Below are 13807 nucleotides of genomic sequence, written 5' to 3'. Positions count from 1 at the left end.
TTAATGATAGGCATATCTGTCTTATCATACTAATCCATAAGATACTCTCTTTGGCAAAATCCCAACATCCTGGCAATCAAAGAAACTGGGAATATTCGTGTTTCACGATTTAGCTTAGTGACGCTGTCGTTATATATTAGGCGACTAGTTCTAAGCATATTTTCAAAGGTTTGTACTGCGTCTAGGGCCTTGATATAGCTTTGATTTGCCTTTAACTCTGGGTATTGCTCTGTTACTATAGCAATCTTGAATAAGGCTTCTGCAATAAGTCCTTCTTGATATAACACATCATTTGGTTTGGATTTTGCTGTAATGACGCTTCTTCTTGATCTGATTGATTCAATGATGGTTTCGCTTTCATGCTTGGCATAACCCTTTGTCAAATCTAAAAGAGCTGTTAAAGCATCGAAACGACTTGATAGTTGAACTCCTATCTGACTCATGGCATTACTGATATTTTCATCAAGTACAATTAGTTTCCGTTGGATAGATATGGTCAATATAATAAAAATTACTATATGAGCAATGACTATAATGATAGTTGCTAGCATAATACCAGCCCTCCTTGTTTGTTTTATTTATGAGAATTACTCCTTCATCCTCATATCTAAACTATATCAGCAATTTTTTACAAGAAATGACAGAGGTATGAAACATATTTTTTTCTGCTTGAATTATATTTTCTATTTAAACTTTTATGCTATAATGAATTTGTATTATTATGTCAAAAGGGGGATTATTATGTTGAAGATTGCAATATGCGATGATAATATAGATGAGCTTTCTCATATGGTTTCTCTCATTGAAGAGTACAGGGCATTAAACCATGTAGATTATGAATATACGGTTTTTCATAATGGATTTGAACTAATGCCTGTTTTAGAAAAAGGGAACTCCTTTGATATTTACTGTTTAGATATAATCATGCCAAGCTTTACTGGAATTGAACTGGCCAAAGAAATTCGAACATTTGATAAAAATGCACATATTATCTTTTTCACTTCTTCCCCGGAATTTGCCTTGGAAAGTTATTCGGTGAAGGCAATTAACTATGTCTTAAAGCCTGTTACTAAGGACAAGCTGTTTTTTACCTTAAATGATGTACTGGAACATATTGATAAGGTTCAAGATGCAGCCATAGTTGTGAAAAGCAATGATGGAATACAAAAAATATTGCTTTCCAATTTAGTATATGTAGAGGCCATGGGTAAGAAGGTTCTCTACCATCTGATTTCTGGCAGAGCCATAGAGTGTACCGAGCAATTTTCTGTAGTTTGTGAAAAGCTCATAAAAGAAGGGTCTTTTTTTAAACCTCATCGGTCCTATCTTGTGAATATGCAGCATATAGATACCATCGATAATCATCAGGTGACTTTACAGACTCTTTCCTCTGTTCCTATTGCTCAGGGAAAATCAAAAGATATTAAGCAGCAATATCTTGCTTATCAAATGGAGGGGGGCGTTTTTGAATGATAGTAACAGCCCTTGGACTCATACGATTTGGCTTCTCACTATTCTTTGGAATAGCTGTTTCAGTCCTCTTCGCAGGAATAGAAGCCACAAGGAAAAACAAGATTAGTATTACTTTTCTTTGCCTAATTTTTCTATTCGTTCAAACTGTTTTTTGGTGGATCTTTGGCTTGGATATAACCTCAAAACTATATCCACTGATTATCCATTTACCACTGATATTTATTTTCTCCCTATATTATAAAAGACCTTGGTCTATATCAGCTGTAAGTGTAATTTCTGGCTATCTATGCTGCCAAGCACCACGCTGGATTGGTTATCTTGCAGGATCTTTATTTGCTAGCAGGCTAGCAGATCACATTTTTTATATAGGTGCAGTTTTTTTGGCTTATTACTTCTTGAAAAAATATGTAGTTGGGTCTGTCCAGCAACTCATGGAGAAATCCAATAAATCTTGCTTATTGTTAGGGGCGGTGCCACTTTTTTACTATTTATTTGATTATCTTACAACTATATACACAGACAAGCTTTATAGTGGAGCTGAATGGGCAGTGCAATTTATGCCTTCTACTATATCCGTTTTTTATTTTGTATTTATTATTCTTTACTATACTGAAACACAAAAACAAGCAAGTCTCCAAAGAGAGCGGGACATGCTGGACATACAGTTCAAACAGGCCCAAACAGAGTTTGCTTCTCTAAGGCAGATGCAGCAAAATGCTGCTTCCTATCGCCACGATATGCGCCATCATTTTGCACTTTTACAGGTTTTGGCAGGGGAAGACCGTATAGATACTATCAAGGAATATCTAAAAACTGCCCAGGCTGATATGGATGCTATTACCCCCATACGCTTTTGTGAAAATGAAACTGTCAATCTTATTTTGTCCTCTTTTGCATCCAAAGCAAAACAAGCAAAAGCCATGTTTACTATAGATGCCAAGTTACCTGATAAGCTAAACTTCAGTGACACTGAGCTTTGTTCCATATTATCCAATGCTTTGGAAAACGCCATACAAGCCACTGAAAAAATACCTGACAGCAATAAAAGATTAATCAAGCTACGTTTGTATTCCAAGAATACTAAGCTATGCATTGACATTCGTAATACCTATCAATCAGAAGCAATATTCCATAATGGATTACCTATATCTAAAAAACAAGGCCATGGCTTTGGTACAAAAAGCATGGTTCATATTGTAGAAAAGTATGGCGGTGTATTTCAATTTTCTGTAAAGGATGGCTGGTTTATATTTCAAGCCACTGCATAGAAATAATATAAGAGCATAAAGGACCTAGAAGTAATCACTAGTCCCTTTATGCTCTTAATTATAAAATTTAGTGAATATTTGATTCCAATAATCAATCTTTAATAAGGGTGATTTTTCCGTTATCAGGTGCGGATCCTGTAGATGACCACACAATAACTTTTGTACCCTTGTGGCTCTTTTGACCGCTTGCATTGACAAGCAGCTTTTGCTTGCCATAATCTCTAATGGTAACAAAATGGGTGACTTCGTACTCACCAATATAATAGCCTTTTGTGAGAGTTGCCTTGAGATTTTTGCCACCTAGTTCATAAGTACCTGCGGGAATTTGTACCATATCTATAAGAGGGGCTTTGCTTGCTATGGTAGTTATGGTGCTTGACGCCATAGTCCTAATTGGCATAAGTGTCAGCACTATACACATGGTGAGCAAGATAGTCGCAAATCGTTTTTTCATAATCTTCTTTCTCCTTCAAAGGTTAAGTTCTTACGGCTACAATCTATCAAATATTTCACTAAAAAACTTTTTTCTGTATGAAACATGTTTTTTTTTGACATGAATCATGTGTCATATTTATATTTTAATGGTTTAAAACAAATCAAGACCATCCTGGATCACTCTTAAGATAATGAACTATTACAAAAAGTTACAATTAAAATATTCTTTTCTACTTTCATTATCATAACACTTAAATCAGCTTATAACTGTCAATGTTTCCTTCCATTTTATCTCCTCATCCCCACTAATTTATCTAATTTGTCAACTCAACTCTGTATAGTCTTTGCCGCAAAATTAAAACCTCGATATGTTTGTGAGAACACATATCGAGGACTAGAGTCCTGTAGACAAAACTACCTTTATTTTATAAAACCCCGTAACCACAATGCTCTAAGAGTTTTACTTTCTTGGCATCAATACAACACACTCAGCTGTAGCATGCTACCTAATGCTATAACATTAATACAGACATATGTATTTATTTTGATACAATTTGATTTTTCCCATTGTTTTTTGCTTGATACATATTTTTATCAGCCTCATGAATAAAATCCTTGAAATCTTCTCCCTTATATTGCTTTACCCCTCCAGAAATTGTAACCTTCATTCCATCAGCATAGTCATTGTCTGCAATTGATTTTCTAATACGCTCAGCAATTTTTGATGCTGTTACCAAATCAGTATTTGAGAAGATAACCATAAATTCCTCTCCTCCATATCTTCCACCAAAATCAGTGTCTCTAATGCTTCTTTTAATTATGGCTGCAACATCTACAAGCACTTGATCTCCAAATATATGCCCTTTTATATCATTCACATTTTTAAAGTCATCTATATCAAAAATAGCTATAGATAAGGGCGCCTTAGTTATTTTTGCATTTAATATAGAATCTTGTAAATGCTCAATAATCATCCTGTGATTCCCAATTTTCGTTAATCCATCAGTAAATGACATCTCTGAAAGAATTATATTTTTGCGCTCCAACTCTAATTGCATTTCTTTCTTCTCTGTAATGTCAAAAACTATCCCTGCAAGAAATACCGGCTTCCCATTTTGGTCATACTGTGTTATTTTACCACGATCATAGTACCACTTATATTTACCATCCTTTGTTTGAATTCTATATTCGACCTCATAAATATTTACTTTCCCATATAAATGATTATACATAGCTTCCATAGTTTTTTGATAATCCTCAGGATGTAGCTTATCCGTAAAAAACTGATATGTAACTTGTTCTGGTATTTCACTTTTACTATAGCCTAGTGCAGTTACTTTAAGAGGGTTATATGTTACTTTGTTAGTTTTGAAATTCCAATACCAATGTCCTAGATTACCGGTCCAGGCATATTCTAACCTAGTTACCTCCTCTTGTTCCCTCAGCAGTTCATTATTGAGAATCTCAAGTTCTTCAATACGCTCTAGAAGTTGCTCTTTAGAGAAATCAGTGTAGTTCATCTATTTAACCCTCCTTAAATTTAATATATAAAGTATATTTACCTGCATCATACAATTGTCTAATCCTATGAACTATTTAAATCATACTTCGTAAGTAGGGCTAGGGCTTCAGCATACGGCATCACATAAATCTTATATAATTTAACAAATAAAAATTAAAATGGGTTATTGCAGAAATATTTACCCCATTTTATATGTGTATCAACCTATCAGCTTTATGCAGACAAACCTCATATAATGAATCATTATTCTTTAATTTTTAATCTAATACAGATACCCATAGTTTTTCAGACTCTATTACAAGTTCCGATACCAGTTCTATGAATGGCTCATAATTCATAGTTGTATGTGCCAGATCAAGAACATCATAATATCTTGCTCGCTCCTCATGCTTTATAATGATTGGAGGGTATCCATTTTTCATCAACTCAAAATTGAGAAGTAACCTGGAGGTCCTTCCATTCCCATCAATAAATGGATGAATTTTCACAAATTCTCCATGAATCAGTGTTGCCCTAACAATAGGATGAAATGCTTTCCATTCATTCTGATATTCCACCATAAGCTTTTGCATTAAATCCCCAATCTCATAATGCTTCGGTGGAATGTGTTTTGCACCACTAATTACAACATTTTCGATCCGATATTTACCGGCATTTGTATTGTCTATTTCTTTTAGTATCAATGCATGGATATTCTTGATATTCCATTCAGAAAGTGGATCCTTATTAGCGATTAAATCTTCAACAAAAAGGATAGCTTCACGATGGTTAATTGCTTCTAGATGTTCCACCATGCTTTTCCCACCAATGGTAATTCCTTCAAGAACAACTCTGGTCTCTGACAGTGTCAGAGTATTTCCCTCTATGGCATTGCTATTATATGTCCATTCAACAATGAGTTTCTCCTGAAGTGAATTGGCAAGGCCTTTGGAAAAAGGTCTGTGCTCGTCTATAGTTTCCTTAAGTGACTCTATATAACTGAAATCAAATTCCAATCCAATGTAGTTCTTCTTACTTGTTTCCCTTGCGTCCACAGGTTTTGCCGCATCGGTAGGTATAGACCAATTTCGACCAATTTTTATAGCACCTTCTATACGCCCCTCACTACATAGCACCCGAATTCGACGATCACTTATTTTCCATTTCTCACTTGCTTCTTTAGAACTCATATATTTCATGAAAAATCACCTCATTAACATAGTATACCGTTATCGGAATATTGTCAAGCTTGTTCCGATAACGGTATATTGATTCTTTCAATGAATCTTATCCTAAGGAACAAGTTTCAAATGACTACGCTCATATCTTTCTCTTATTATTTTCTTTAATCAATCTAGCTGCGGTTATAAAAGCAATATATGTCGGAATCATAACTAACAATATTGCATAAAAATCCCTTGTCGCAGTATATGAAGAAGTTGTAAATCCTTTAATAACTAAATGACCTAACAGATAGGATACCGGTAAAAAGAAAATTTTCATTGTAAAATTAAGCACCTTTTTATTACGATGGAACAAAGCCATAAAAAATCCACATACCGCAACCAAAATTAAAGCAATCAATGTATAATATGTTAAGAATAATCTTGGCAATGTAACTATTCCTCCATCTGGATTAATTTCTTTTCCATACATCAATTTATCTTCACTTCCATCAGCTTGGTAATAATATACAGAAACAACATTTTCACCATTTGGATTTAAAATAGTATTATTTGTATTAGATTTTTTTATATTTCTATTCCATATGCTATTCCAAGTAGTAATGTGATAGACATAACCAGTATTGTCATCTGTCGGATATCTATTGATGTCATATCCATATACGGTATTCTCAAATTGAGCGAGCACAGACCCATTACCAATCTCATTTATTATTACACTTGTTTCGTTATATGGAATATACTCTGGCGCGGTCAAGAAAGCAATTGTTATAACAAAAATCATAATTGAAAACATCATTGAAAATATTACCGTCTGAATTTTATTCTTGCGTAGTTTTGATTTTATCTTTAGTAAAGGAGAGGCATTGGTGTCTGCTGGTATTTTTTTAGAAGTTTTCAGTTCATCAAGATATATCTTACATTCCTGACACTGTTCAATATGTTCTACAACTATTGCACAAGAGTCATCACTGAGCATATTTTCTGCATACAACGGCAAAATATCTCTTATAACATTACATGTAACTTTCATCAATAATCCCTCATTTCTTCATTGATCTTATTTTTCGCTCTGTGAAAAGTGACACAAGCCCAGTTATCTGTTTTTCCAAACAAATTTCCGATCTGCTTAAAACTTAGTTCTCCAAAAACACGCAATGTAAAAACTTCCTTATACGGTTCAGATAAATTGTGAAGTATTTCATGAATTTTCATCGACTCTTCAGATGAAAACACTGATTTTTCTATATCAAATTCATCTTTCTTTTCAGTCATTGAGTCTAGCTCTATCAAATTCTTATGTTTTCTTATATATGAATAATATGAGTTTTTGGCTATTTGAAATAGCCACACCTTGATATCACATTTTCCTTTAAAGCTTTCAATGGACTTTATGGCTTTAATAAATGTTTCAGATGTCAAATCTTCAGCTATATATTTATCTTTTGATAGACTATATATAAAGAAGTAAACATCCTTAAAATAATTATTATAAATTTCTTCAAACTCTGTCACTTTTTCACCTCCTACTTATAAGACGCATGGAAATTGATAATCTTACAATAAATTTTAAAAGAATTTTAAAAAAATCTCAAAGCATAATAAACCCTTGAGATTTTTAATAACAGTACTCCTTTTAATGTTTTGCTGAATTATTTAACTATATCTGCAAAAATTCACTCCATAAATCAATCTGGAAAAATAATATTTATGTTCCCCTAGACTTAAAACACACGAAACTATCTGATTTGAAATCCCTTAACCCCTTGATTTCGCTACTTATTTCCGTTCAAGCAGACAGACCGTCTCAACGTGCTCAGTCTGAGGAAACATGTCTACTGGCTGTATCTCTTCTACCTCATATCCCTTTTTAACCAAATATCTTAGATCTCTTGCTTGTGTCTCTGGGTTGCAAGATATATATACTATTTTTTCTGGTGATAGTTTCACTAAGGAAGATAAAAACTTTTCATCGCTGCCTGCTCTTGGTGGATCCATCATTACTAAATCTATCTTCTTGTTTTCATTTGCTAGTTTTACCATGAAATCTCCTGCATCTTCATTATAAAAATATGCATTTTTAATATTATTTTGCTTTGCATTTCTTATGGCATCTTTCACGGCATCTTTATTTACTTCTACACCTATTACATCTTTCACTTTGTTAGCCATTATAAGACCTATTGTACCTATACCACAATAAGCATCTATGATAGTTTCATTACCTTTCAATTTAGCCATTTCAATAGCCTTATTGTATAGGACTTCTGTCTGAATAGAGTTTACTTGATAGAAGGACTTTGCTGAAATCTGGAATTTAACTCCACAAAGTATATCTTCGATATAGCCTTTTCCATATAAAACAATCTCCTCATCACCAAGTACTACAGAGGTCTTCCTGTTATTTACATTCATTATTATTGTAGATATTTCAGGATGTTTTTTTACTAATGCTTTTAAATAATTGTTTTTCCCTGGAAATATCTTTGTTCCTACAACTAGTACTACCATTACTTGACCTGTAGAAAATCCTCTTTTAATGAGGACATGCCTTAAAAACCCTTGACGAGTATCTTCATCATAGGGTTTCATTTTAAATGATTTCATAAATCCTTTTATAGTTTCTATTATTTCATCTGCTTTGCTGTCTTGAATAATACATTTATCTATGTTTATTACATTATGTGTATTCTCCTGATAAAATCCAGATATTATTTGTCCCTTTTTATCATAGGAAAATGTTGAATGTATTTTATTCCTGTAATAGTATGGATCTTCCATTGATAATATATCATTAACCTTGCCAAAGGAATTGAGCAAATCTTCTACAAAAGTTTGTTTGTAGATGCTTTGTCCTTCATTTGATATATGCTGGAGTTGGCAGCCTCCACATTTGACATAATAGGGACATGGAGCTTTTGCTTTATATTTCGCTTCTATTTCTTCTATCCTCATTCTCTCACCTTCTAATCTTATGTTAAATTTCTCTTCTCCAATTCTTTGGAGCAAATAAAGCTATTACTGTAAATAGTTCAAGTCTACCTAAAAGCATTAATAAAGAGAAAAATGCTTTTGCAATTTGGCTATATCCATCAAAAGTAGAAGTTGGTCCTACAAATCCCAAGCCTGGACCAATATTACCTAAGGTGGCAGCTACAGAACTAATTGCAGATTCTAGATCTACTCCTTCCAGTGATACTAAAATAGTAGATAATGCAAATATAATAATGTATAATCCTGTAAAACTATAAATTCCTGCTATAGTTTCATTATGAAGTACTTTCCCATTAATTTTAACTGGTATAACTGCTCTTGGATGGAATATCTTTAGTATTTCTCTTTTGATTAATTTTAATATAACTAGTATTCTAATAACCTTCATACCACCTGCTGTAGATCCTGCACTTGCTCCTATAAACATAAGCAACAAGAGAATCCCTTTACTAAAAGTTGGCCATATATCAAAGTTCGCAGTAGAATAACCAGTGGTTGTAATAATGGAACTAACTTGAAAAAAGGAATCTCTGAAGGCTAATCCTATACTTGAATAGGATGTCTTTAAGAGATTAAGTCCAATAGCAGCTACTGCTGTAGAAACGATTATAAAATAAAGTCTTAATTCTTCATCTCTAAATACATCTTTTACTTTTCCTTTAAACAAAGAGTAGTATAAAGAAAAATTCACTCCTGAAAGGACCATAAAACTTCCTATTACAAGATGAATATAAGTGCTATTATAAGCTCCTACACTGGCATTCATTGTAGAAAACCCACCCGTTCCCACTGTACCAAATGTATATACAAAAGACTCAAACCATGTCATCCCACCGAATTTCAATAACATAACTTGAATCATAGTAATAGAAAAATAGGTAACATAAAGTATTTTAGCAGTATCCTTTATTCTTGGAGCTATTTTACCTGCAATAGGTCCAGGACTTTCTGCTTTAAATATTTGGAATCCTCCTATACCTAAGGCTGGCAATAATGCCAAAGTAAAAACTAAAATTCCCATACCACCAATCCAATGTGTAAAAGAACGCCAAAACAAAATACCCATTGGTAAAATTTCAACATTTGGTATTACTGTTGCACCTGTAGTTGTAAATCCAGATACTATTTCAAAAATTGCATCTATATATGTCGGAGTACTGCCTGATATATATAAGGGTATAGCACCAAAAATAGATATTAATATCCAGCCTAAGGATACTATGGCTAATCCTTCTTTTGCATTAATATGTTTATTATAAGTTTTGCATCTAAATAAAAAATATCCAATTATCCCTGTTGCTAATATAGTTACTAGAAATGCTAGCTTATCTACTTGATTTGTATATATAGCTATTAATAACGAAGGCATCATTAATAATGATTCTAGTAATAATAAACTACCTAATACCTTTCGTACGATTCCATAATTCACTTAATACCCCTCCCTTATGCGGATTATGAAATATCTTTAGGGTTGGTAGATTTTCTGTTAAGCAAAATACCACGACTCTATCATTAGCTTGAATTATGGATTTTCCATTAGGTATTGTAACCTTACCATTATGCACAATAGCGCCAATTATAATCCCTTTAGGCAATTTCAATTCTTCTAAAGTCTTGCCAACTATAGGCAAATCTTTCCCTACAATTATTTCTGTAACCTCTCCATCTCCACCTATTAAAAGAGAAACTGATACTATTTTCCCACCACGTATATACTTTAATATATTACTCACAGTTATATGAATTGGATTAAAAGCTGCATTTATACCTAATCTATCTATTATCTTAGAATAATTCGGTCTACTTATTTTTGCTATGGTCTTTGGAACTCCTGATTGTTTGGCCATTAAAGCTGTTAGCAAATTTTCTTCATCATATCCGGTTACACCTACAAATGCGTCCATAGAAGATATTCTCTCTTCATCTAACAGATTAACATCTGTTCCATCTCCATGAATAATTAGTATGTTCTCTAAGGTTTCTGATAGTTCTTGGCACCTTACTCTGTCCTTTTCAACTAAAGTAACTGATATATTGGTCTTAGATAGGATTCGAGCTAGGTAAAGTCCAATATTACTACCTCCAAGGATCATAACTCTTTCTATATCCTTTTTAGTTATATCTTGTGTAAATCTATTATTCAAATCTTTAATTCTATCACTTTTGCCTACTACATGAATTATATCATTTGCTAATAGTTCTGTAGAACCATCAGGAATTATTACATTTCCATCTCTGGATATGGCCGTAATTAATAATCCATCAAAGTCGTCCAATTCAATTAGCTTTTTCCCAACAAAATCTTCCATATATTCAATATTTACATCAATCATCTGTACTTTTCCGCTTGCAAAATCACCAGAATAAAAATTATAGCTTTTCAGCAAGTATTTTTCAATTACTTGAGCTGTAGCTAAATCAGGATTAACTATATGATCAATACCCATTTCAGTTTTTATAAAATCCAATTGTTGCATATACTCAGGATTTCTAATACGAGCTATTGTACTTTCACATCCTAGTTTCTTTGCTAAGGAACAAATAAGAGTATTTGTTTCATCACTATCAGTACATGCCACAAGTAAATGATATTGATTTATATTCAATTCCCTAAGAATATTTATATCAATACCATTTCCTGTAACAGTTAAAACATCCAAATGTTCATTTACAAAATCAATTACTCTTCCATTGTTATCAATTACAGTTACATCTATATCCTCTAATACCATAGACTCAGCTAATCTATATCCAAGCTTTCCAGCACCCACTACCATTATTTTCATATGCTTCACCTCATATTTAATATATCAAATTTTTTTATAGAATAATAGGGGCAAATAATATTAATTTTATATAAAAGAAAGCTAAGGAAATCCCTAGCTTTCTTTGCAAATGATACATTATTTCCTTATTTTCTAATATCAACTCTTCTTATGAGTAAGTATCCCAAAGTATAAGAGATGATTATTATAAGCAATCCTAAGGGAAATATAGTAAATTTGCTAAATATTGATTCTATCCATAGATATATCTTAGAAAATATTCCAAGCACATTTGCAATTAAATGAAAACTATTTTCCCATACTAGTCCAAATAAGGATATTATCCCAAAAACTATCCAAAATTTATATCCAAATTTGTATTGCAATACTCCCAATAAATTAGACAAAGATGCACATACTAGAAAAAATGTAAATAAGGATAGAATAATAAAAAATATATTATCTCTTGATGTATTAAATATTCCAAAGTCAACCATTGGATTAATTCCTAAAGACTCAATAACATTTTTGTCAATTATTTGTAAAACACTTTGAACAAATGCAAAAATTAAAGATACCTGGAAATTATCAACTATTGCAGATTTATAGAAATCTCTTCTAGTGACTCCAAAGCTAAGAGCTAGTGCAAAATATTCATAATACATGGTAATACCATAGATTATAAAGAATATGAGTATTGGCATTATATTAGATCCTGCTATTGAAAACAAGTCACCATCATGTATAAAGGGTCCAAACTTTACATTAGAATTGGAATTTGTATATGATGCTAATGCATAGACAAATATATTAACTATAATCATAACTACCCAAAATGCTCCCACAGATTCTTTTAAATCATACTTTTGAAATTTATTAATTCTCTTATTTGATTCCATTGAAATTCGCCTCCTCTTCTATGTTTTCAGTAAGATATATAAACAACTTTTGAAGTGGTATATTACTTATTTCTATATTGCTATTTTTTATATGTTTAATTTCATCATCCCTTAATTCACCATATATTCCTACAATCCTAGTTGAGCCAAATTCTTCTTTATGAATTACTCTCTTATCCTTTACAACTGAATTAATTATATCTTCTTGGCCAGATAAGAAGTATGATCTTTCCACAAGTGAATTTACATTATCTTTTAAGGCAACCCTTTCATTACTAAGAATAATTACTTCTTCGAATAGATTAGCTACTTCATCTATTAAATGAGTAGATATTATTATAGTCCTTGGGTTCTTCTCAAAGTCTTCCAGAAGCAAATTATAAAATTTATACCTCATGGCCGCATCAAGACCTAATGTTGGTTCATCAAACATAGTGAGCCTAGACCTTGACGCTAAGCCTATTATTAGTCCTACAATGGTTTGATTTCCTGTTGAAAGTTTTAAGAACTTTCTCTTTATATTTAAATTAAATTCTTTTATTAGGTAATTTTCATACTCTTCATCCCAATTTTTATAAATAATTTTTGCCAAGGCCAATATATGTTTTACCTTTTTTTCTTTAATGGATGTAGGGAAATCCTTTATCAAGCAAAGATCTTCCATTGCTTTGGAGTTCTCGAATATTTCTTTATCATCTAATTTGATTTCTCCACTGTTTCTTAAAATTTGGCTGGATATCAAATTTAGCAAGGTAGTCTTTCCCACTCCATTTCTGCCAAGTAAGCCGTATATCTTATTTTCTTCAATATCTATATTTATATCCCTTAGAACTTTAGTCTTTCCATATGATTTATTTAAATCTTTGATTTCAAGCATATTATTTCCCTCCCCTTAATTCCTTAATGTAATCAATCAGTTCATCTATACTTATTTCTAATCTATCTGCTTCCATAATTATCTCAGGTAATATTTCTTTAAAAAACGAAAGCTGTCTCTTTTTTATTATCTTCTTTCTTGCTCCTTCTGCAACAAACATTCCTATACCTCTTTTCTTATACAATATTCCTTCATCCACCAAGATATTCAGCCCCTTTCCTGCGGTTGCTGGATTTATCTGATATATCTTTGCAAATTGATTTGTGGAAGGTGCTTGTTCTTCCTCATTTAAATTTCCTATTAATATTTCATTCTCTATTAGTTCTGCAATCTGTACATAAATTGATTTATCCGAACTTAAATCTAACAAATTATCACCTCCGTCACTTGAGTGGTTAGTTGGTTATG

At 32.2% G+C, this 13807-nt stretch carries 14 protein-coding genes; 2 read left to right on the top strand and 12 right to left on the bottom strand.

Annotated elements, in window-relative coordinates; all coding sequences use genetic code 11:
* Window positions 1–29: 29 nt before the first annotated feature.
* Window positions 30–551: a LemA family protein gene (locus RIN63_RS01245; RefSeq protein WP_310442832.1), complete on the bottom strand. Its 522-nt coding sequence runs from the start codon at window positions 549–551 to the stop codon at window positions 30–32.
* Between the two features lie 190 nt (window positions 552–741).
* Between RIN63_RS01245 and RIN63_RS01240 the strand changes: the two genes are divergently transcribed.
* Together RIN63_RS01240 and RIN63_RS01235 are read left to right on the top strand one after the other, a co-directional pair.
* Window positions 742–1473, top strand: coding sequence for a LytTR family DNA-binding domain-containing protein (locus RIN63_RS01240; protein ID WP_310442831.1), 732 nt, complete (start codon window positions 742–744; stop codon window positions 1471–1473).
* A complete protein-coding gene (locus RIN63_RS01235; protein WP_310442830.1) occupies window positions 1470–2741 on the top strand; it encodes an ATP-binding protein in 1272 nt (423 codons plus the stop codon). The genes RIN63_RS01240 and RIN63_RS01235 overlap by 4 nt, the downstream gene beginning before the upstream one ends.
* Before the next feature lie 91 nt (window positions 2742–2832).
* On the opposite strand, the gene RIN63_RS01230 is transcribed toward RIN63_RS01235, so the two are convergent.
* From RIN63_RS01230 to RIN63_RS01180, 11 genes are all read right to left on the bottom strand, one after another.
* Window positions 2833–3153: a hypothetical protein gene (locus RIN63_RS01230; protein WP_310442829.1), complete on the bottom strand. Its 321-nt coding sequence runs from the start codon at window positions 3151–3153 to the stop codon at window positions 2833–2835.
* Window positions 3154–3715: 562 nt separating this feature from the next.
* Complete coding sequence (locus RIN63_RS01225) at window positions 3716–4696, bottom strand: sensor domain-containing diguanylate cyclase (protein ID WP_310442828.1); 981 nt, start codon at window positions 4694–4696, stop codon at window positions 3716–3718.
* Window positions 4697–4955: 259 nt separating this feature from the next.
* Window positions 4956–5876: a Fic family protein gene (locus tag RIN63_RS01220; protein WP_310442827.1), complete on the bottom strand. Its 921-nt coding sequence runs from the start codon at window positions 5874–5876 to the stop codon at window positions 4956–4958.
* Window positions 5877–5997: 121 nt separating this feature from the next.
* Entirely contained in the window at window positions 5998–6894 is an 897-nt protein-coding gene (locus tag RIN63_RS01215) for a zf-HC2 domain-containing protein (protein ID WP_310442826.1), read from the bottom strand.
* Complete coding sequence (locus RIN63_RS01210; protein ID WP_310442825.1) at window positions 6894–7376, bottom strand: sigma-70 family RNA polymerase sigma factor; 483 nt, start codon at window positions 7374–7376, stop codon at window positions 6894–6896. The genes RIN63_RS01215 and RIN63_RS01210 overlap by 1 nt, the downstream gene beginning before the upstream one ends.
* A gap of 264 nt (window positions 7377–7640) precedes the next feature.
* Window positions 7641–8816, bottom strand: coding sequence for a 23S rRNA (uracil(1939)-C(5))-methyltransferase RlmD (gene rlmD / locus RIN63_RS01205; protein WP_310442824.1), 1176 nt, complete (start codon window positions 8814–8816; stop codon window positions 7641–7643).
* Between the two features lie 22 nt (window positions 8817–8838).
* Window positions 8839–10287, bottom strand: a complete 1449-nt coding sequence (locus RIN63_RS01200) for a TrkH family potassium uptake protein (RefSeq protein WP_310442823.1) — start codon at window positions 10285–10287, stop codon at window positions 8839–8841.
* A complete protein-coding gene (trkA, locus tag RIN63_RS01195) occupies window positions 10253–11644 on the bottom strand; it encodes a Trk system potassium transporter TrkA (RefSeq protein WP_310442822.1) in 1392 nt (463 codons plus the stop codon). The genes RIN63_RS01200 and trkA overlap by 35 nt, the downstream gene beginning before the upstream one ends.
* A 125-nt stretch (window positions 11645–11769) precedes the next feature.
* A complete protein-coding gene (locus RIN63_RS01190; RefSeq protein ID WP_310442821.1) occupies window positions 11770–12522 on the bottom strand; it encodes a hypothetical protein in 753 nt (250 codons plus the stop codon).
* A complete protein-coding gene (locus tag RIN63_RS01185; RefSeq protein WP_310442820.1) occupies window positions 12509–13399 on the bottom strand; it encodes an ABC transporter ATP-binding protein in 891 nt (296 codons plus the stop codon). Before RIN63_RS01185 ends, RIN63_RS01190 begins: the two co-directional genes overlap by 14 nt.
* A gap of 1 nt (window position 13400) precedes the next feature.
* Window positions 13401–13769 (bottom strand): GntR family transcriptional regulator, encoded by a 369-nt coding sequence (locus RIN63_RS01180; RefSeq protein WP_310442819.1) that lies wholly within the window; start codon window positions 13767–13769, stop codon window positions 13401–13403.
* Window positions 13770–13807: the final 38 nt, after the last annotated feature.

It is taken from the genome of Tissierella sp. (genome assembly GCF_031460495.1).
GTDB lineage: Bacteria > Bacillota > Clostridia > Tissierellales > Tissierellaceae > JAVKTS01.
Note: the sequence above shows the minus strand (reverse complement) of the source record. Positions and strands in the feature narration are given on the sequence as shown.